This window comes from Nitrospira sp. Nam74 (assembly GCF_965152615.1).
Window position 1 is genome coordinate 2,879,221 of sequence record NZ_OZ224220.1, and the last position, 19,119, is coordinate 2,898,339.

A 19,119-nucleotide genomic window follows, 5' to 3' on the forward strand; every position below is an offset into this window, starting at 1 on the left:
CAGATGCTTGTTGTTGAGGGAGAGCGGGTTAGCAATGAGCGGACTCGCCTACTTGCACGGGACGCCCGCCCTCAGATGGAGGAATACAACCGGCAACCTGCCATCTTAATCAGCGGTTCGCTAATTTCCAACGCCTTCTGGTGCGGGTACGAGATCGATTGACGGAAAAGAACATCGTAACCGGTTACGGAAGGGATAATGATGACGTCTGAAAAACAGACCAAAACCAGACAGGGGGACGAAAAGTACCGCGCCATCAGCCTGGAAACCAGGTCATAGTGGCAATTCTGACGGCTGTCCGAAGGTTGCGACAGAAATCTGACTCGGGAGCACGACGGGAAGGCCATCGAACCGACTGGTTGCACGGATGCATTCCAAGAATGAGAGCCTCGCCGTTCGCGCCGCGGAAGCAGCCCTGGATGAAGAATGTGGCTACAGGAATGGAACTCCATGGACGGGAAGCGCCCCCAAAGCACCCCCTGACCCAAGCCTCCTTCGTGACGCCGCCAAAAAGGGATGAGCACTATTCCGTCCCACAACGCCATTCCCTCATCGGTTTCTCTTCTGATTCGCCATGGAGATATTAGCATGTACGAATGCCTGTCGTACTGGTCACTAATGTCGCGGCGGCAAAGTCAGAATGCCCCTATGGGCGAATAACAATTGTAGAGACCTAGAGTACGGCAATCGTCTTCGGTCCTGGTCGTCTGGGTCCCACTCACTTGAGCCGAAATTCCCTCGTGCGAGGAATGGTTCTCTTTTGCGGGCCGCGATGACATGCAGCTCACCGGCATGGTGAGGGCCAGCAGGGTCGCCGCGAAGATCTGCATGATGATGCGCTGTTTCATGTATACCCTCCTCGTGGCGTGGATTGTTCGGACATGACCAAATCATCTTGTGGCCGGTCGCTCTAGGAACCGCGAAACCGTCCGCTAGAACCGCCAGGCCGCCACAATCATCACGATCCGCTCCAGGCACCAGCAGGCCGCCACGGATCCAATGACATAGGCGGGAACCATCGTCACCACCTCCGGCAAGCGTACCGGTACCCTTAAGGTCGCTTTCACGAGCAGGATGACGATGACGAATATTACCTGGCCCAACTCAATCCCAACATTGAAGGTCAGGAGCGCCAGCGGGATCTCGTTCGCCGGGAGACCAATCTGTGCCAGCGCCCCGGCAAACCCGAAGCCATGCAGGAGACCGAACGAGCCCGCCATCATCCACGGACACGACCAGCCGGCGCGCCGCTCCCCCTGTCGGGCCAGCTCCACGCCCACAAAAACAATGCTGAGCGCAATTAGCACCTCAACCGGCGCCGGCGGAATTCGCACGAAGCCCAATGTGGCGGCCGCGAGCGTGACGCTATGCCCGACGGTAAAGGCCGTGACGGTCCACAGGAGCTCCCGTGTCCCCAAGACCAACAACACGAGTCCCAAAACGAAGAGCAGGTGATCCCCACCCGTTAGAATGTGCTCGACACCGAGCACGAGATAGTCGCGGGCGACCTCGAGGAGGCTGCTCCGCTGAGGGACAGTGAACCGCTGTGAATCGCCTCGGAGTACCCTCTGCAAAAGCCGTCCATCGGCCAGATGAACGCGGACGAGCGCCTCCATCTGCCGCTCGGCGAGCCCCTCGACACCAATCTGGGCGCCAACCAGCTGAGATGCCCCGCAATCAAGCCGCCACCGCGCCGTCACGGTTGATCCCATCACGCTTGCCGCGGGCGTCGAGAGCGGGCGGCACACAGCCGGCAGGACTGGCTGAACAGAAGCACCTGCCCGCTGGCGAAGTGGCTGCCGCCACAGCACCTCGAGCATGCCGGAAGATTCCCAGACTTCCAGGAGCGCCGGATCAAGGGGGTGGGCGCTCACGTCAGGCTGAAGGCCGAGTAATGAGCAGATGATGAAGACTAACCGGATGGAATACCGGTACGGCTTCATCCCGCCTGCTTCCCTGACTTCTCGGACACCGACTGCGCTGGGGAAACATCAATGTGGATATCATACCGTGCACGCAGGCGTTCGAGCGCCTCCGTACGCTGCCGCGCGGCGCGTTCTTGTAGGATGGCATATCCAGCCTGATGCCACACGGTGCCCCAGAACGGGATGGTTTCTTGGCCCCGATCATGAACCCACACCAGATGTACGCCAAAGGGCGACGCAATCGGCCCGGACCATTGTGCCGGTGTCAACGCGAAGACAGTATCGGCGAACGCGCCGCCGAAATACCGAGCCACCTCCGCGTGGGATCGGCCACGTAGCTCGTGACCAAGCGTGAACGGGTCTGAGAGGGTCGTGATTGCCTCGGGGGGAATGGCATCATGACGGAGTGCTTTCAAGACCTGTCGCGCCTCGTTGCGGAGATGAGGACTACCCCTCCGCGCACTCAAAAAGACATGAGAGAAGGTCACGGTCGCCGGTTGCACGAACTGATCCCGATGGCGCTCGACATACGCCTGCACTTCCTGCTCGGATGGAGGCTGTAGGGCCTCTTCGAGCACGAGGCGCATTTTCTGGCGCAGCAGCCTCCGGATGATAACATCATCATCAAAACCCAAGGCGAGCGCCTCCTCATAGAGATCGTCTTCCGTGCGCGAGGGGTCGGTACTGACCGCGCGCATCTTTTGGACGATGCGCAGCCGCACGCTGTGATCCTCGATGTCGAGTCGCAACCGGCGGGCTTCCTGGTAGAGGACCTCATCATCGATGGCCTGTTGGATGAGTGCCTGACGCTGCGCCTCGGAGGGCGCTGTCCCCCAGCGCTGGAGAAAGTCCTGCTCCAGTTGCTGGATCTGAGCCTCCGAGACGACAATCGAGGCGCGTCGTGCATGGCGATCCCCTCCTACCACGTACGAGTCCCCGGCGGTCCGCCATAGAAAAAGGAGTCCACCGAGGATAAGAAAGTGGATCAGCGGGCTGTGAAGCCACCGTCTCATGGTCCTCCGCCTTAGCGTCGGGGCACATACCAGATGGGCGACGTCCAGGCCCGCTGCTGCACGGTCGACGGCACCACGCCGCTGCAGCACTGCTGGTATTCAAATTCGGTATAGGGCGGGTTCTGCTGTTGGGGTGTGGGCGGCCGTTTACAGTCAATTTGTCGGGCATTACAAAAGTATTGGTTCCACCGGCAGCTCGGATTTTCAATCACCCGGGCATAGTAGAACGCCAGTTGATCTCGGTGGAAATCAGGATCAGTCCAGACCGTACACAGATCCGCAAAGCCGCCGCCTTGGAGCGCACACGTTCGCAGGTCCACCGATGCGCGATTATTGGGATTCCCTGCGACCTCGTAGACCGCTTCATGGGTGCTCCCATCAGCCTCAACCCAGCCTTTAATAATCTGGACCCGTTGCAAGGAAGTGCCGGGATGCCCGACCCACCCAGGGTCCATCATGGCCGAGACGGCAAACCGGGGCGCGGCGCCGCGGCTTGCCTGCTGCAGCGTGCCGCCCATGGGGACGCCCTGCCGATACCCGCGCTCGGCAAAATCGCCCACCTTGCACATGTTCTCCGGCAGGTCAAAGCCTCCAAAAAACCGGACCGCCGGCCGCGTCCCGCTCGTCGCAAAGGTCTCTCGGCGCTTGAGGGCGCGGAACAGAGCATCACGTGAGTTCTCTTCTGCCCAAATCCCGGTGAGGCCCCCCGGATTGGACACGAGCCCAACGAGGAGCGTCTGATTGAGTTCTTCACCTGAGACGGCAAAGCCGACGTCTCCATGCGCTCCATCTTTCGCGTATGGCTCGGGGTCTGTCGCGGACGGTGTGCCGTTATGGTTGTCTGTCGCACCCACGAAGCCGAGCTTAAAGGGATTGAAGCCCTGAGTTTGTTGATAGCGCAGGCCCTCCTTCAGCACATTCCGTACAAAGCTGTTCGGCGGGATCTGAGCGGGATCAGTGATCACGGGACCGGCCAGCTTGGCGAAGTCCAGGGATTCGAATTCACAAAGCTCATCGGTCGTGTTCCAAAATCCCGGATTTTGCGCGGCATACCGGCACTCCGAGTTGCCCTTAATCTGATGCAGCTCGGCCAAGGGTTCCATGTCCGCGCGGGTTTTCGCTTCCTGAACCGTTTCGGGCAAGAGGAACATCGCTCCGCCACTTATATTGGCATTATGCGGGATCGAAAGGACGTCACAACGGGGATGGGCTGGATTCCGCAGGCACTGCCGCTGCAGGCTGCGCAAGAGGGCCTCCGGGGACGCCAGGGCGCCGCCATGGTCACACGCGGCCCCTTTGCCACACCCCGTTGGTTGCTCGACGTAGGAAATCGGCACGTCAATGACATCATCGTTACGGAAAATAATATTGCGATGCAAATTGTTGGCTCCGCCAGTGTTGGCCAGACAACTGGCTCCCCCGGTGCAGTCCTCGTTGGCAAAGCACGGCGCTTGGGTATTGGCGCACTGCCCCATGCCAGGCTGTCCTGTGTACTCGTAGGCGATGAAGGAGGTGAAGGAGCATCGTGCGCTCCGATCGTACGCCTCTTCCGCCGCGGCCTGGATTTGGTCCCACACGTTTTTGGCTTGTTTCAGACAGGTCTGTCCGTCTTGGCAGAAGGGAAACCGGCGCGGATTCTCCACGGAGACATAGGCGCCCCATTGCTGCGCGCCCGTGCCCAAGCGGAGTTGCGTCACGGCATCACGCGAGAGAATGCAGTTCACACTGTCATAGCCGCGCGGGACACATTTGTTTCCCCGAGAGCAGGATTGCCCGCGAGCGGTATCGCATTCCGCATCACCGGAGCAGGAAGGCCCTTCAAAGAAACAGATATTCGTTTCACCAAAGAACTCAGAATGATCCGTGATGGCCGCAAAATCCAGCGAACGGCCGGGCGGTAGCTGAATAGATCGCGTGGCCGTGAACTGGCACCGCTCGGGGGGAAGACAATAGGGGTGTTGTGAAACGCCATTAATCGGTGCGAGTGTGCCATTCGCCGGCTTGCCGAGCGTGTTGACGAACGGCGGCAATCCCACTTTCTGGCCTTTCGCGAACCGATAGGCATCACGCGGGGTGTTCCGCGTATCGAGGGTCGCGGCATCCATGGAATATTGCGTATGAAGGTGCAGCTCTCCGAAAAAGGGCTGACGAGTCGCCTGATAGTTCGTACAGGTCTGCCGCGTTTCTGTCCGCTCGACCCCCGTTCGCTCAGAGATAAACGGAATCTCGATATCACTGGAAGGAGGGGGGCTTTGTCCACAACTGACGACGGCGACTGTGCAGAGGAAGCCAAACAGGCAGCAGGTCACTCTCTTGATTAGATGCTTCTCATAAGACACAGTCTCGCTCTGTACATCTGCGATACCTGCCTGCAGCCGAAGGAAAATGGACCGCATTGTTCGTACCCCCTTTTAAAAGGGTCAAAACTGTTCATGGGCGAGCGCTGAACGCGTCTCGTGAACGGGCATGTCCACAATATGGGCGTGGCAAAACCGAGGTTTCGGACCGCATAGATTTTTTTGAGGTGTTCTTCTGAAAGCACGGCGTCGCTTCGCAATTGGAATTTAGAATTGACGCATTCGTAACTTGGACCGATGCTGAGCGTAAGCCGTCAATGCGCTAAGTCTATGTCGGGCGTGTGGCTACAAACCATCCCTTGGGCGATACCCGTCGCTCGAACTCATTTGGGGCATTTTGCGGTTTGCGGTCAGGATTTCATGGTCTGCCGGCAAGTAGACCTCGATACTTAGTTGCCTGCATTCGTGCCGAAGCTGTCATGCGGCTCGCTTGGCATGCCCTGGCTTGGACACTTCCCGGAGGGTATCATGGATCTCCTGGGCGCCCTGGATATACAAGGCCAGATCTCCTTGGGAAATGATACCCATACAGCAACCATGTTCATCGATCACGACAATGCGCCGGATCTGATGCTGCTTCATGAGCTGCTCACAGTATTGAACCTCGTCCTGCGGACCACAGGTAAGGAGATGCGTACTCATACAATCTGAGACATGTACTTCAGCCGGGCTGTGGCCTTTGGCGATCACTCCCAAACAGAGATCTCTATCGGTGACAATTCCAACCAGCCTCTTGCTCGCACGATCGATAACCGGTAGCACGCCTACATTTTCTTGCCCCATGATTCTTGCCGCTTCCACCGACGTCATGCTAGGTGTGCAAACTTTTGGATTAGGGGTCATCAGTTCTTTACAATTCATGGTGTTCTCCTTCACGGCCGACTCGTTTGGGAAGTCGTGACGTTGTGCTTGAGTGGGAATATAAACCCGGATTTTCTGTCACCGGCGTCAATATGGCTTACGTCTTCCCCTCCAACAATCAGCCGGTTGCTTACATGCTGTCACCGAATCTGGTGCCGGCTTCCTTCCCCCATCTGTCAATTCTGACAGTTCCTTCAATCCGGCGGACTGCTTATTGTTCCAACCCGAGGTAGGTCCATTTCACATTGACGCCGACGATCATCTCATAGGCGGATTATCACTCACGCGCATTGGCTCGCCGGAACTTCCGTGGTTCCACATACTGTTCCCTTTTACCCAAGTAGGCCTTACGTGGAGAATCATTGCCGATGCTTAGGAACCAAATGACGCTAGAGCGTCCACCTCTCACACAGATGACGTAAGGAGGCGGATATGGAGCTGAAGAAACCGAGTCCGGAACAAGCCTATTGGGGATTGCGCGCCATGAAGACTGTCGCGTTGGCAGACGGAGCACTGGATGCCTCTGAGCTTCATATGATCCTGTCAATCCAGCGAATTCTCGGCACGACCCATTCGGTGGAGCATCTGACTCCCATTACACCCATGGAACTAGCACAGGCGCTTCCTGACCCGCAGATCCGGCGTCAACTGATGCAGGGCTTGATCGTGATGTCTCTGATTGACGGAAAAGCAAGTTCACAGGAGGCCGATCTCGTCGAACAATTTGCGCAGTCACTTGAAGTGACCATGCCCGAGGTAAAGAACCTACGGCATGTTCTGAATCGAGAAATCTTTCAACTTCGCCTGGATTTGGCGCGCCGAATTTGGTTGCGACACAAAGTCAAAGAGATCTGGAACAAGGAAGGTCTCCTGGGAATCTACAAATTCGTACGCGGCATGGTGGGAAGGTATGAGAACCGAGAGCTCGCAGCCCGCTACCAAGCATTGGAACATTATCCTTCGGAATCCTTGGGGCGTGCCTATTGGGAGTACTGCCGAAAGAACGCGTTTGCCCTGCCAGGGGAAAAGGGCGGCGCGGCGGAACCCATTGTATTCCACGATTGTGCCCATGTGTTTTCCGGCTATGATACGACTCCGGAAGGAGAGGTCCAAGTCGCCTGTTTCAGTGCAGGCTTTCAACGGCGCGACCCGTTTCTCTTCGTCTTCTTCGTTCTTTTGCAATTTCACGCAGGCATCCGCATGACACCCATCACGAAGGCACGAACGGACTTCTTCGACCCTGAGAAGGCCATGATCGCAATGCAACGTGGCGCGGCGATGAATGTGGATCTCAACAGCGGCTGGGACTACTGGCCCGTCATGGGCGAGCAGGTCGAGGAACTCCGAAAGCGGTACAACATACTCCCGTTGGAATCATTCAGACCTGCAGCTTTTCAGGACGTCGGGAATCCCACATGATAATGTGGTGCAAATGGAGAGGGTAAATGCCTCAATTAACATCGGTAAAAATTCTTCTGCCGGACAAGATGTCTTCCAAGCAACCCCGTCAACGTTTCGGTAATGCTGAACGAAATGAACGCCTTCACTTATCCTATTCCACTTCCAGGCGGATGATCATCGCGAGGACTGCAAGGAGGTTATTCCATGGCTACCTACCTGGTTTACACACAGTGGACCGAGCAAGGCATCAGAAATATTAAAGAGTCACCTAAGCGTCTCGACCTTGGGAAAAAGAAGCTGAAGGATCTGGGCGGTGACATCAAAGCGTTTTACATGACTCTAGGCGACTATGATTCAGTTGCTATTGTCGACGTCCCAAACGACGAGACGCTTGCTGGATATTTATTGTGGCTTGGAGCGCAGGGCAATCTCAGGACGAAAACCGTTAAAGCGTTTACAGAAAATGAGTATCGAAGGATTATGGGCGACATGACGTAGAACATGGGCTACTCCTGGGGGCAGATGCCGGGTACGATCCCGATCGAAGCGATTCATGCTTGGGAAGGGATGGAACAGAGGAGGTAACGTCAGCCTCGGAGTTCTTATCAACGCACCTGACGCACTATTTCCGCCGCCTGCATGACCGATTGGACTTCGCCTTTCGCTATTTCTAAAGTATAGACCTCACGTAACTGTCCCTATTTCTCTCCTACGCTAAGAGGTGCTAGTCTAAGTGAGGTTTGGATAACGGACTCCTGCGGTAGAGAGAGTAGCCGATATGGCTTGCCCCGCAAGAGAAATATCTCATGAGGATAGCGAGAGCCCGAAGACCGGCCAGGCGCTGAAAGAATTCTTCCGGCGAGAGTGCCAATCCCAACAAGACCGAGTCTCAATATGGTGCGTCTGGGTCGGAATGGTCATGGTCTTCTTCATTCTAGGCTTGCTCCTGATTCAAGTCTTATTGTTTCGGCCGCGAAACACACATCCAACTGAAAGCGCTTGGTACTGCCACGCTTTGCCCCTCGTCAACATTCTCAGTCGAGACCGTCCTGGTTCCAATCTTCCACCGAACTGCTACACTGTCGTCCTGCCATAAATATCAAGGGATACTCCCCTTCTTGTGCAGGACAAACAATGCAGACGTAAGAATGCGGCTAAACTGTGCCAGAACTATCTTGTTCAATGGGCTTCGCGCGTTGTCCATCCGCCTCTGACTCTTTTGTAAATCATTGAGAAGAAAAAACGATCGGAGTAGATCGGGTCAAAGGTATGGATAGCATCAGCATTGTCAAATCTCGCTCCCTCCGCTACAAATCAACAACTTCACTCCCCTCCTGACCTTTTACCTAACGCACTGCAATTGATGTTGCAACCGTAACTGCATCCGTTCGACTCGCCATAGCTCAATGAGACCTTTGGCGTTCTGGCGCGGCATTATCTGAGCAGACCTTGGACTCCCACTTATATGTTTGGTGTGTTTAAACCTTTCGTCTCACGCCGAAGAAGCCCCGATTTGGGTCAACATCACAAGAGGCGTTGAATCCCAAGTGAGATTCTCCGCCACACATGCCGGCAAGTCGATATGCAGGCGGGCATTGTTCGTCTCGAACCCGGCAGTACCAAGAACGATGATGGAAGGACGTTTCCGTTCTCACTTTCCCCTGAACCGCCCAAATTGCTCCAAAGCCAACAGGAACGTACCCACGCCGTTCACAAGGTCCTCGGTCAACTCGTCCCCTGCGTCTTTCATCGCAAGTGTATAGGATTAAGTATTTTTTGTGTCAGGCATCCCCGACCGCATTCCCCACGATTTCTGACAAACCGTAGTTCGCAACCTCGAACGGGCCGGTGTCCCGCGCTTCGTCGCGATGAAGCTGGTCGGTCAAACACAGAATCAATCTATCGTAGGTATGCTGTCGCGTCGGAAGCCGACCTGTCTGAAGGCGTGCAAAGCTCTCCGCACTTCCAAAGCCCTCAGGCAGTCACGAAAAAGATCGCTGTATTAAAAAGGCGGAGAGCACACGGAAAGCAAGCGGCGTCTGAAGGATAGAGAAGAATGGATGGTTGTCATAACCTTTTGATCTTATGGTGCCGGAGACCGGGATCGAACCGGTACGGGCCTTTCGGCCCATGGGATTTTAAGCACGCATGGCACCCGGCAACCATTGACGACCATCGGCTATCATGCGCGAAAACTCAGCGTTTTAAGGTCTCCCGCTTCCCCTCATATCTGCAATAGTCACCGTTCCCCGCTGTCAGTTTGGGCACATTTTGGGCACACGCACGCAATAGACGCTGCATGGCATGAATACACGCTGTCCCCTACCCACCGCCGTCATCATGCTACTCAGAGCATCCACATTGCCTGGAGCAGGCTTGTCCGTCCGTGCTCCATCTCATTCACCCCAATGGGTCAACAATACAAGGAGAGACACTATGGATAGGAGTGTTTCCGGTTGCGACTTACCCGGCGGACGAAGGAGTGATGAAGGAGGACCTGTGAGCGGCAAGGATCGGATCCGAAAGCATCGAGATAAGCGGCGAGCTGAGAACTGCTCGCGACTCGATCTGTGGATCAATGGCGCCTTGTTCAATGATCTGCGCACGCTCGCGGGCTATCGAGGTTTACCGCTGCGGGACATTGCTCAAGAGGCATTCTCCGACATGGTGGGAAAATACGCCGGCGTAATCACAGTGATCAAAAGGCAACGCACTGGGCGCGTTCCAGGCGTTACAGGTTATGGGAGGCCGTGATGATGGGGTCTGAGAACAGACGAAAGCAGATAAGGCCGCGAAAGACTCCCTCATCGGCGTGGAAACAAGGTCAAAGCGGGAACCCTGGAGGCCGGCCAAAGGTTGCAGCGGAGATTCGCGACTTGGCTCGCGACCACGGCCCAGAAGCCATTCAGCGCCTCGTCACCCTAATGCGTTCGAAAAACGAGAGCGTCGCCGTCCGCGCTGCGGAGGCGCTTTTGGATCGAGGATATGGCCGCCCTATGCAAGGTCTGGAGCTGATCGACAAGGAGGCAACCCGGACCGTAAAGCAGATCAAAGTCGTGTTCGTGAATCCAGGCGAACGGAACAGCTCTAGTCAGGAGGAGAGGTATTTGGCGCATGAACGGCAAGTACAAACACAAAGCGGACATGAACTCAGCTCGAATAAAAGTCGGCCTCTGCTTGGAGCGTTACCCTAAGCAGTACGGAGGAGCGACTCGTCGCTCTGATGCCTTCGAAGAATGAGAGCCAAGCAGTCGTGCTGCGGACGCATTACCGGACGAGGATATGGCGGCCCTAGGCAAGGGATGGAGCTTAGACAACAAGAAGCGAGCCGTACTCCCAAGTTGATTCAAGTCACTTTTGTGACGCCACCAAAACGGAATGAGGACTATTCGATCCCACAGCGCCCTTCCCTCATAGGGTTCTCTGAAGCAAAGTGATCGTATCGTGGGGCGTTTACCATGCGAGAAGGCCGCTTCGACACCGGGTTCTAAAGACCGGCCACAGGCGTATCGCGCGTCCGGCTGTATTCACTGAGAGTCCGTCCGCATGGGGAAGGCATGTTGGTGTTCGTAGAGCCGCGCCAAGAATAAGTGCGGATGATGACGGTGGATTTCATTTCGGGATGCAGCACGGCCTGGGATCACATATCCAATACGCGGTTAGTCAGTAACTCCGGTGCATACCTCGCTATCGGGATGCCAGCACCTTTGAATTGATGGATTGTGCGGCTTCATAGTGAGCTCGAAACAGTGGGACCTGGCTCGCTGCCCATTGCCGTATCTGCCGGTCTGTAGCGAGTTTTGCCTTATTCTGAAACTTCGCCAGCATCATGGCATGATCGGCGACCATCTCGGTAATGTACTCTTTATCGAACTCCTGTCCACTCAATTGTGACAGGTGAGCGGCGGTCTTCTTGTGGAGCTCATCAGGATCGGTCGGGAGGCTTAGTTCCTGGCGAGAGGCCAATTGTGCCAGTTCCCCGTTCATGCGGTTGTGGTCTTCGGAGAATTGGCGCGCCAACGACTTGATAGCCAGGTCTTGTGATCGTTGAGCCGCGAGGTCACTCAACTGAATCTCGGCGTTGGAGGCGCGAGCCGTTGATAACAAAAACATCGCATCAGGGTTACCGGCCGCCTTGTGTTCTGACATGGCCGCACAGGACGCCACCAAGGGCACGACTCCGAACAGCAGCAATAGTAACGACCGGTACCGTCCCATAGCGTCCTCCATACATACATTCAGGTGACACCCGAATGTTACCGAACCCAGTAGCTCAATCACTATCAGACAACGGCTACATAACAGCTCCGACCCGCTGACCGTTTGTCCTGCCGGGCCGCATCGCGATTGCCATGACGATCCGGCCTATTGAGCGGATGACCCGACGCGCATCCTGAAGAATTTGTTGTCGTACAGTCAGGTACTGATGAACAGCGCACCGATGGGACCGATCAACACTGCTGATGCTATTCGTAGACGTACCACTCGGGTTCAAACAGTGAATCCGGGGGAATGTCGGGCGGTTGCAGAGAAGCAACTCTCTCTCGGTGAATCGTGCCACGCGTTCGCCGAGGGTTTCGCAAGATTTCCTTGGTTGAAAGCGAACCGGTTTTCGGGCGCCTCCCATCGTCAAACGGCTGCACGGAGGAACTCTTGAATTCTTTCACTGACGAGAGCAGGTCCACTGTATTGAACGGCATGGCCCCACCCTGGGATGAGCCGTGCGCCCATCCGAACATAGTCCTTCACCAAGTGGTAGTTGAGTGAGAAACGCTCGTATGCGCCCCCGATAACAAACCTGCGCACCTGTTGCAGGGTCCCACGTGCACCAGGATCTGGAGTAATCCCAATAAGGATCAGTCGATCCACTCGCGGCGGCTGCCGAATCGCGATCTGAACCGCGACCTGACACCCCATGGAATGTCCCACAAGTGAGGCCCGTGCAATGCCGATAGCATCCATCCAATCGATCAGCTCGGCAGCAAGATCATCTACATCGAGTGGCTTGGGAGGCGTTTCGCTCATTCCATGGCCGGGAAGGTCGGGAAGATAGACATCAAAGGATCCGGCGAGACGTTCAGCCAGTGGGATAAAATAGGAACCTGACACTCCCCAACCATGAACAAGCACTACTGGTGCAGACATCCGCCGGCTGTCCAATTTCGAGATACGGGCGTACAGACGATGCCCGTTCACATGCACCCACAGGTCATGCAACGGATGGAGCTCTCGCCGGCGCAAGAGATTCCGCCGCTCACGAGACAGTACTGCCGCCCGCCATGTCAGGATGCCTGCTATGAGGAGGCCATACGCTAGCCACCGAGTGTGTATACCCCTGTTTACTCCGGTCCTAGCTTGCAGTATCGATTCGTGAGCTACAATCATTGCTCCGTCTGGATCGCATGGGATGACCTACAGTGTGACGGCCAACGTCACCGTGGCCCTTGGCCTGATCCCATTTTTCCACTGCCGGTTCCTGAACTTACTCCTGTTCCGCTTCCAAGGGCTCGGGACCGTTCGCAATCCCGTTGGGCAGCTTGTTGTGTCGTGTTACCCCCAAAACCTGTCCCGGCTTCAATGTCTTTGCAGTCTTTGGGTTCAGGCAGTCGCTGCGCTTGGCCCGTAGGATGCTTGTCCGTACTTGTGCTCGGAGTCTCCTCTCGCTGTTTAGTCAGAGCACTATCGTCAACTCTATCAGCCCAACTGATGCCGGATGTACTGATGGAAACAGCGACAAAGAGGATCGAGGATGCTAGAGCGATGACCTTCACGACGACCTCCTGTACAGGCTAAAGTTTTTGTGCACCACGCCGCCTTTTACCATAGGGTCTCGTTCTGGCTCTTCTGAGCAGCGGCGTGACGACTGACTGAATGTACCAATTGGGCGCCGACCGGGGCATCAGTCCGAGCCTATACCGCCTGTCCGTCACTTCTGCTTATGTGGGGGTTTCGTAGCACGGACAGGCACACAAGAGATTCCTCTAGGGGTGTGGAAACCGCCGTGTAATTGAATTGATAGAGCAAGGGGTCACACATACCCGCCTGTACAGGAATAAGATGCGCCGTTAACGATCACGGTCGTGTCCTCCCGTTCCTGACCGCCGTCCCACTATGCGCCGATACACGCCAGGCCGGGTTCAAGATAATGTCCAGATCAGGGTGCGTCCCATGCGGATCCAGCATCGCATTAAAGCAGGTGTATCAGAGATTGGGCTTAGCGTTACCCACACCCTAACCAGTTCGATCTGAGATGACAATTGAGACCTCTTGAACGGCCGAGCTGGGATTGCATCATCGTAGGAACAGGCTTAGCCGGCTTGACCTGCGGATTTGAGCTGGTCGAACGCGGCTGGCGCCCCTTGCTCCTGGAGGCAAAAGACGTCGTCGGGGGCCGTACCGCCTCATGGCGCGAGGATGGCATGTGGGTGGAATCCGGTCTTCATCGCGTCTTAGGGTTCTACCGTGCCTTGCCCGCCGTCCTCCAACGGGCGGGGATAGACCTCAACGCCATCGTGCTCTGGGAAGACGAATTGGAGATTCGCGTGCCAGACGGTGGGCCGCATGCGCTCTTTGGGGCCGCGCCACTTCATAAGCCGTTTCGGACCCTCGCTGGGATCTCGGGAAACAACGACTTGATTCCCCCGCTGAGTAAAGTGCGATTGGCGCGATTCATCACAGCCGGGCTGCGCGACTACTTCCGGCAACCCCTGCAACTGGATGAGACCACCGTGACCGAGTATGCACGCGCCTACGGGATACCGGAGCGCCTGATCGACACCGTGCTCACGGCTTTGACGGCGGGTCTCTTTTTCCTCCCGCCTGACCGGTATTCGGCGTATGCCTTCTTTGGGCATCTCGGCCCATTCCTTGGTCGGCTGTTGCAATTCCGTGTTGGCGGGTTTTTAGGCGGGATGAGAGAGGTCATGTGCCAGCCATTGGCGCAGGCCATTGAGCAACGCGGTGGCCGCGTACGAACCACGGCAGAGGTGTCCCGCTTGCGAGTTGAGAATGATCGGGTCTGTGGCGTGGAACTGGCGTCGGGAGAACGGCTGGCGGCCGAGCGGGTCATATTGGCGACCTCTCTAAATGTCGCACAGACGATCCTCAAGCAGGATTTCGCGACCCATCCCGACTTGGCGCACCTCTTCGCCTTGCCCTCCATGCCGGCCCTCACGGTGCAATGTGAGCTGGATCGGCCTGCAACGGCGCAGGACCGGACGACCTTTGGCCCCGGGACCGCGCTTGCCACCTTTTCGGAGCAGTCGCGGACGACCTTTCGGCATGTCCCTGGACGGCTCTCGACCATTTTGGCTGCCCCGGACGAACTCATGGGGTCTTCTGATGAGTACCTACTACACCTCACACAACAAGAGGGCGCCCGTCTCGGCCTCGACCTCAAGAGCTGCCTGCGGGACTATCGGGTCATCCGGCATCCGGCTGATTTCTACTCGTTTGAACCGGGGACCGAACACAAGCGCCCACGGCAACGAACATTCATCCCCGGTCTTACCCTCGCCGGCGATTACACCAAGCAGCCGTACCTCCAGACCATGGAGGGCGCCGTCGTATCCGGTCAAAGAGCCGCCTCGGTTCTTCTCACCGCGAGGAGCGGCAAGTCTTAAACGGTCTCCGGTTACCCGTAGGGAGGAACGACTGGAGGACTGTTGAGAGCGGTTCGGCCCGCGCGTAAAGTTTCTCGGGCGCCTCAGGGAAATATTTGAAGAGGGCGGGACAGAGCCACCCTTCTAGATGAGCGACGGACCACTCATACCACATGCCGCCATCTTCTGTTCGCAAGCGTGTTAACTCCACCTGATGACCCGGAAAGGCCCGTGCCGAAAACAACAATCGGAGACCCTTCTCCCCTTTCCGTATGCTTTGAATCAGGACATTGATCATCTCCGGTATGCCCGAGACAAGGTGCTCAGCCTGTAGTCCGACAGTCGGATCGTCGAATACCCACATGGCAGCATGGCGATAGGGCATGATGACATAAATGTCGTTGGGCACTTCTTCCTCACTTCTACTACAACTTAGGAGCATGAGCATCAAGACGCAAATGAACAGCCGGCAGGCGGAAGAGCTCATGGGTTGGGCTATCACTCCACCAACCGCGGGACCATGGATACGCCAGTTATCAAAGTGCAGTCTACGGTTGATCGGAACAGCTCCATGTAGCAACATCTGTCGGGATCCCATCATTCATTCTTCCGTCATCGCGGTACGTGACGCCTCTGCTGGGCCCGACTTTTCGTTTTCCCTGCTCCAGACGATGCCTCAACTTTTGTCTTTTTGCGTTCACTTTCGGAGTACAGCCGAACCCCATACAGAGCCATGAGTTCACTTTGTGCGTGCCTGTCGCCCAGGCGAGCCTTCCGCATGAGGTCACGTCGGTCTTCCAGCTCTGCTTCCTGACTCACAGATTGTTGTGCTCGTTTACGCACCATAGACGCGGAAGCCTCCCTTTTAACCTCTATACAGGTCGATCGTAGGCGTTTGGGGAACCACTGTGGTTTTAACTACACTCTATTTCCCCCTCCCGGACTCATTCACGTCATCCCATCGATGCTCTGCCTCCCAGCCCGTGCAATACGGGCACGCCTCTCGGCCGGTATCAGACCACCGACGATGGCATTGCTCGCATTCCCAAACTGTGACCGTTGCGAGGGAGGAGACTGAAATTCCTACTTCTTTGGCTCTCATCCGACACCTCATTGATTACAGGTTGGAGAGATGGAGAAGCAAGCCATGGGCCAGTGGGCCACCGCGCTAAGCTGCTGAATTGGGGGGCGTGCCCAACATTTGTTACCCGGGAAGAGATGACTTTCGAGACATACTATCTAATCAGTAGCATCGTATGTTCCAGTGTCAATGAGGATTGGGCGCACATGATCCTTCGCAGCTTTGCCTGAGGCTGATGACGAATGTAAGACGTACGGAGTGCGTCACATCCCTTCTTACTGAAGGCCGCCGTTAAAACTGTCGTCTACCCTGAAGCCGCTAGTATGCATTACGCTGCAGTATGCCGAAAATGCTGATTGTTGATGATGATGAAGCCTTCTTGGAAGCTATGGAAGGGTTCTTGAGTCGGAAGGTGCCTGGGGGAGTCATTGATACCTCGTTTTCGGGACATGAGGCGCTGCGGCTAGTCCGAGCTGATGGGTATCACTTGATCATTGCGGATTGGCGGATGCCAGGGATGGACGGGGTCGCGTTTCTAAAAGTGGCGAAGGAAGCGTCTCCTCGGGTGCCCATCATTCTGCTGACCGGACAGCACGATGGGGATATGGTGAGGTCCGCCCAGGCGAACGGTGCCTACGCCATACTTCACAAGCCGATTGAGCGAGAGGAGTTGCTGGGCCATATCCTTCAAGCACTGCGCGTTGCAGCCCTCGCCAGTGATTAAGTGCGCAACAGAAACCTCCATGCGCGTCCCATTCCTGGCTTGCATCTGTGGCAAGGAGGGAGGACAATCAGATTCCTTCAATTTGTCCGCTCCCGCGCAGAAAAAGAATCGGCCGGCCGGATTGTTCGCGAAATTCAGGAAAGGCGGATCACTATGGGGTGTGAAACCACGTCGAATGTCTCGGCCCCTCACGTCGCCCGTCATATCCTGCTCGTCGATGATGATCAGGCCCTCCTCACCGTCCTGCCGGACACCATCGAGTTTCGGATGGCTCAAGTGACCATCACAGCCTGTGACTCAGCCGAGACAGCGTTAGAGCACCTTCACAGACGCGACTATGATCTCGTGATTACAGATCTCAATATGCCGGGCATGAAGGGGCTAGAGCTTGTCCTCAGGGTAAAATCCGTGTTCCCCGACTTGGCCGTTGTTATCATCACGGCGCACGGGGATGCCGGTATAGAAGCGCAAGCCAGACAAGCCGGGGTGAATGCCTTTATCAGGAAACCTTTTGACCCGCACAGCCTCATCACGGCGATTGAACGCGCTCTCGAACCGTCCCCTCCTGCGGACGATTCGGACGAGAGGCCAGGGTCGCTCGGCGCGTCGACGGCATGCTAGATGTTCAGGCGTGACGCCTCGATGCGCAGGAACGACTCAAAGAGTAAGAGGTTGAAGGCGACTAAAGAGGATACCCGGATGGCTTTCTCAACCTGAAGGACCTGATCCAAGCCGTGAAGACTCAGGACTGCGGTTCGGTAGACGGTGAATTATCGGCCGGTGCTACCTCTACCTTTCTCGCTCTTTTTCTGCTTCGGCGTGTCTTCTGGGTCGTGCGGGCCAAGGTGGCTATCACGACCGCCGGTTAAATCGGAACCGGTATTGAGTTCCTTCGTAGACGACTCTTTTTCAGGGATATCAGTTGATCGCGGCGTGGGTGATTGTTGAGCCGTGGATTCTGGGCGACGGGTCTTCTCTGAGCCAGGTGTCCCCTCGGCAGACCATACTGGGAGGGTGAAAAGGACCACACTTGCTATCGTGAATGCACCGATCCCGACGTTCATAATGGTCTGCTATTGCTCCCTGGTGACGTGACATAAATGAAGGCAGGGAAGGGCAGCACGCGCCCCTACGATGTGCGGAGGGTCACACACATCGGCCACAACCTTCCCCGCCTGTGACTAGGGTCGGTCGTCTTGTCCCCTTTAGCCAACTGCTAAGGCCAGTGAACTCGGCAGGTGACTAAAGGCTCCAAATTGACCAAACCCCGTGTCCTTGTTTTGCACTATATGACGCCGGGACGAGCGGCGATATCAGACACGTCCTGGTTCTTTAGGTGCTGAACGAGAAGCACTATGTCAGACATGGACGATGAGGTTTGAGAATAGGCAACAGCAGATAATTCGCCGAAGGAGTCCCTCGTCGGCGTGAACCCTCAGAGCGGCAATTCTGGCCGACCGCGTGGGCTGAAATACAGCACCTTACTCCGCTATCCTCGGCCGGAGGCGATTGAGCGTCTCGTCGCTCTGTGATGCACTCGAAGAATGGAGCGTCCCTTGTCCACGCCGCCGAGGCATTACTGGATCTTGGCTACAGCCTAGCAGGGCTCGGGCTCATGTCGTCGAGGTGAGAGGCGATATCCGCTGAGCGGCGGAACACCTCAACTAAAATCTGACTCGCGGGTATGTCCGCGAGTCGGCGAAAGACCTTCTGGAAGAGGTGACCATGCGTGATTCGACGACGCCTTCGACTCAGATCAGTGCCGAGCCGGACAGATTAAGGGCGCTTCATCGATACAAGATCATTGCTTAGCCCGGTCGAGTGAGAGTGCCAGAGATTTCCTGGCTGAGGTCACTTCTTCCTTCATCCATGCCAGTTCCTCCTTCACCGTCTGGACGGCTCGCACCGGGACCAGATGAATCTCGCGGGCCGTTGTGATCGCTTGCTTCAGCAGATAGACAGCAGACCCCATGAGAAGGGCACCTACCAGCCCAAAGCTCGCCCATAAGGGCAACCCGGCGGCCGCCCGCCCCATGCAAGGGATGGAACTTCGCCGGAGGTACATGCCTAGAGTCGTCTGGTTTCAATCGGGAATAAGAAATGATGAGAGTGCCGGAACCGTACCGGCGTCAAGGTCGCCCAAAACTGCTGCCTCA

General features: G+C 56.3%; 16 protein-coding genes. 7 read left to right on the forward strand and 9 right to left on the reverse strand.

Translation table 11 applies throughout. The features are described from left to right. Positions 1-635 precede the first annotated feature (635 nt). The 5 genes from ACWHYZ_RS13410 to ACWHYZ_RS13430 form a co-directional block, all read right to left on the reverse strand. A complete protein-coding gene (locus ACWHYZ_RS13410) occupies positions 636-848 on the reverse strand; it encodes a hypothetical protein (RefSeq protein ID WP_447983192.1) in 213 nt (70 codons plus the stop codon). An 84-nt stretch (positions 849-932) separates the two neighbouring features. After that, complete coding sequence (locus ACWHYZ_RS13415; RefSeq protein ID WP_447983193.1) at positions 933-1,943, reverse strand: HupE/UreJ family protein; 1,011 nt, start codon at positions 1,941-1,943, stop codon at positions 933-935. Further along, a complete protein-coding gene (locus ACWHYZ_RS13420) occupies positions 1,940-2,938 on the reverse strand; it encodes a peptidylprolyl isomerase (RefSeq protein WP_447983194.1) in 999 nt (332 codons plus the stop codon). Before ACWHYZ_RS13420 ends, ACWHYZ_RS13415 begins: the two co-directional genes overlap by 4 nt. An 11-nt stretch (positions 2,939-2,949) precedes the next feature. Continuing rightward, entirely contained in the window at positions 2,950-5,334 is a 2,385-nt protein-coding gene (locus tag ACWHYZ_RS13425) for a DUF3604 domain-containing protein (protein WP_447983195.1), read from the reverse strand. Positions 5,335-5,712: 378 nt separating this feature from the next. Further along, on the reverse strand, positions 5,713-6,156 hold the full coding sequence (locus ACWHYZ_RS13430; protein WP_447983196.1) for a CBS domain-containing protein: 444 nt from the start codon (positions 6,154-6,156) through the stop codon (positions 5,713-5,715). A gap of 432 nt (positions 6,157-6,588) precedes the next feature. Between ACWHYZ_RS13430 and ACWHYZ_RS13435 the strand changes: the two genes are divergently transcribed. From ACWHYZ_RS13435 to ACWHYZ_RS13450, 4 genes are all read left to right on the forward strand, one after another. Continuing rightward, positions 6,589-7,575 carry a hypothetical protein gene (locus ACWHYZ_RS13435; protein ID WP_447983197.1) on the forward strand — a complete coding sequence of 329 codons (987 nt, stop codon included), beginning with the start codon at positions 6,589-6,591 and terminating at the stop codon, positions 7,573-7,575. 186 nt (positions 7,576-7,761) lie between these two features. Continuing rightward, the gene (locus tag ACWHYZ_RS13440) at positions 7,762-8,055 is read left to right on the forward strand and encodes a GYD domain-containing protein (protein ID WP_447983198.1); all 294 of its coding nucleotides are present in this window, start codon (positions 7,762-7,764) and stop codon (positions 8,053-8,055) included. A 2,001-nt stretch (positions 8,056-10,056) separates the two neighbouring features. Then, the gene (locus ACWHYZ_RS13445) at positions 10,057-10,311 is read left to right on the forward strand and encodes a hypothetical protein (protein ID WP_447983199.1); all 255 of its coding nucleotides are present in this window, start codon (positions 10,057-10,059) and stop codon (positions 10,309-10,311) included. Further along, positions 10,311-10,751 carry a DUF5681 domain-containing protein gene (locus tag ACWHYZ_RS13450; RefSeq protein WP_447983200.1) on the forward strand — a complete coding sequence of 147 codons (441 nt, stop codon included), beginning with the start codon at positions 10,311-10,313 and terminating at the stop codon, positions 10,749-10,751. Before ACWHYZ_RS13445 ends, ACWHYZ_RS13450 begins: the two co-directional genes overlap by 1 nt. Before the next feature lie 493 nt (positions 10,752-11,244). Here ACWHYZ_RS13450 and ACWHYZ_RS13455 read toward each other — a convergent pair whose 3' ends face one another. Then, positions 11,245-11,775, reverse strand: a complete 531-nt coding sequence (locus ACWHYZ_RS13455; protein ID WP_447983201.1) for a DUF4142 domain-containing protein — start codon at positions 11,773-11,775, stop codon at positions 11,245-11,247. A 411-nt stretch (positions 11,776-12,186) separates the two neighbouring features. Continuing rightward, the gene (locus ACWHYZ_RS13460) at positions 12,187-12,702 is read right to left on the reverse strand and encodes an alpha/beta fold hydrolase (RefSeq protein WP_447983202.1); all 516 of its coding nucleotides are present in this window, start codon (positions 12,700-12,702) and stop codon (positions 12,187-12,189) included. A gap of 1,112 nt (positions 12,703-13,814) precedes the next feature. On the opposite strand from ACWHYZ_RS13460, the gene ACWHYZ_RS13465 reads away from it, so the two are divergent. Next, on the forward strand, positions 13,815-15,179 hold the full coding sequence (locus tag ACWHYZ_RS13465) for a hydroxysqualene dehydroxylase (RefSeq protein ID WP_447983203.1): 1,365 nt from the start codon (positions 13,815-13,817) through the stop codon (positions 15,177-15,179). Here ACWHYZ_RS13465 and ACWHYZ_RS13470 read toward each other — a convergent pair. Then, complete coding sequence (locus tag ACWHYZ_RS13470) at positions 15,154-15,567, reverse strand: DUF6717 family protein (protein ID WP_447983204.1); 414 nt, start codon at positions 15,565-15,567, stop codon at positions 15,154-15,156. The genes ACWHYZ_RS13465 and ACWHYZ_RS13470 overlap by 26 nt on opposite strands. A gap of 1,012 nt (positions 15,568-16,579) precedes the next feature. Here ACWHYZ_RS13470 and ACWHYZ_RS13475 point away from each other — a divergent pair. Both ACWHYZ_RS13475 and ACWHYZ_RS13480 read left to right on the forward strand, forming a co-directional pair. Further along, positions 16,580-16,963: a response regulator gene (locus ACWHYZ_RS13475; protein ID WP_447983205.1), complete on the forward strand. Its 384-nt coding sequence runs from the start codon at positions 16,580-16,582 to the stop codon at positions 16,961-16,963. Between the two features lie 153 nt (positions 16,964-17,116). Further along, positions 17,117-17,584 carry a response regulator gene (locus tag ACWHYZ_RS13480; protein WP_447983206.1) on the forward strand — a complete coding sequence of 156 codons (468 nt, stop codon included), beginning with the start codon at positions 17,117-17,119 and terminating at the stop codon, positions 17,582-17,584. 1,180 nt (positions 17,585-18,764) lie between these two features. On the opposite strand, the gene ACWHYZ_RS13485 is transcribed toward ACWHYZ_RS13480, so the two are convergent. Next, a complete protein-coding gene (locus tag ACWHYZ_RS13485; protein WP_447983207.1) occupies positions 18,765-18,935 on the reverse strand; it encodes a hypothetical protein in 171 nt (56 codons plus the stop codon). Positions 18,936-19,119: the final 184 nt, after the last annotated feature.

Bases quoted from the DNA above. Each gene is read 5' to 3' on its own strand.
- ACWHYZ_RS13410 (WP_447983192.1), bottom strand. From the start codon at position 848: ATGAAACAGCGCATCATCATGCAGATCTTCGCGGCGACCCTGCTGGCC.
- ACWHYZ_RS13415 (WP_447983193.1), bottom strand. From the start codon at position 1,943: ATGAAGCCGTACCGGTATTCCATCCGGTTAGTCTTCATCATCTGCTCA.
- ACWHYZ_RS13420 (WP_447983194.1), bottom strand. From the start codon at position 2,938: ATGAGACGGTGGCTTCACAGCCCGCTGATCCACTTTCTTATCCTCGGT.
- ACWHYZ_RS13425 (WP_447983195.1), bottom strand. From the start codon at position 5,334: ATGCGGTCCATTTTCCTTCGGCTGCAGGCAGGTATCGCAGATGTACAG.
- ACWHYZ_RS13430 (WP_447983196.1), bottom strand. From the start codon at position 6,156: ATGAATTGTAAAGAACTGATGACCCCTAATCCAAAAGTTTGCACACCT.
- ACWHYZ_RS13435 (WP_447983197.1), top strand. From the start codon at position 6,589: ATGGAGCTGAAGAAACCGAGTCCGGAACAAGCCTATTGGGGATTGCGC.
- ACWHYZ_RS13440 (WP_447983198.1), top strand. From the start codon at position 7,762: ATGGCTACCTACCTGGTTTACACACAGTGGACCGAGCAAGGCATCAGA.
- ACWHYZ_RS13450 (WP_447983200.1), top strand. From the start codon at position 10,311: ATGATGGGGTCTGAGAACAGACGAAAGCAGATAAGGCCGCGAAAGACT.
- ACWHYZ_RS13455 (WP_447983201.1), bottom strand. From the start codon at position 11,775: ATGGGACGGTACCGGTCGTTACTATTGCTGCTGTTCGGAGTCGTGCCC.
- ACWHYZ_RS13460 (WP_447983202.1), bottom strand. From the start codon at position 12,702: ATGTCTGCACCAGTAGTGCTTGTTCATGGTTGGGGAGTGTCAGGTTCC.
- ACWHYZ_RS13475 (WP_447983205.1), top strand. From the start codon at position 16,580: ATGCCGAAAATGCTGATTGTTGATGATGATGAAGCCTTCTTGGAAGCT.
- ACWHYZ_RS13480 (WP_447983206.1), top strand. From the start codon at position 17,117: ATGGGGTGTGAAACCACGTCGAATGTCTCGGCCCCTCACGTCGCCCGT.
- ACWHYZ_RS13485 (WP_447983207.1), bottom strand. From the start codon at position 18,935: ATGGGGTCTGCTGTCTATCTGCTGAAGCAAGCGATCACAACGGCCCGC.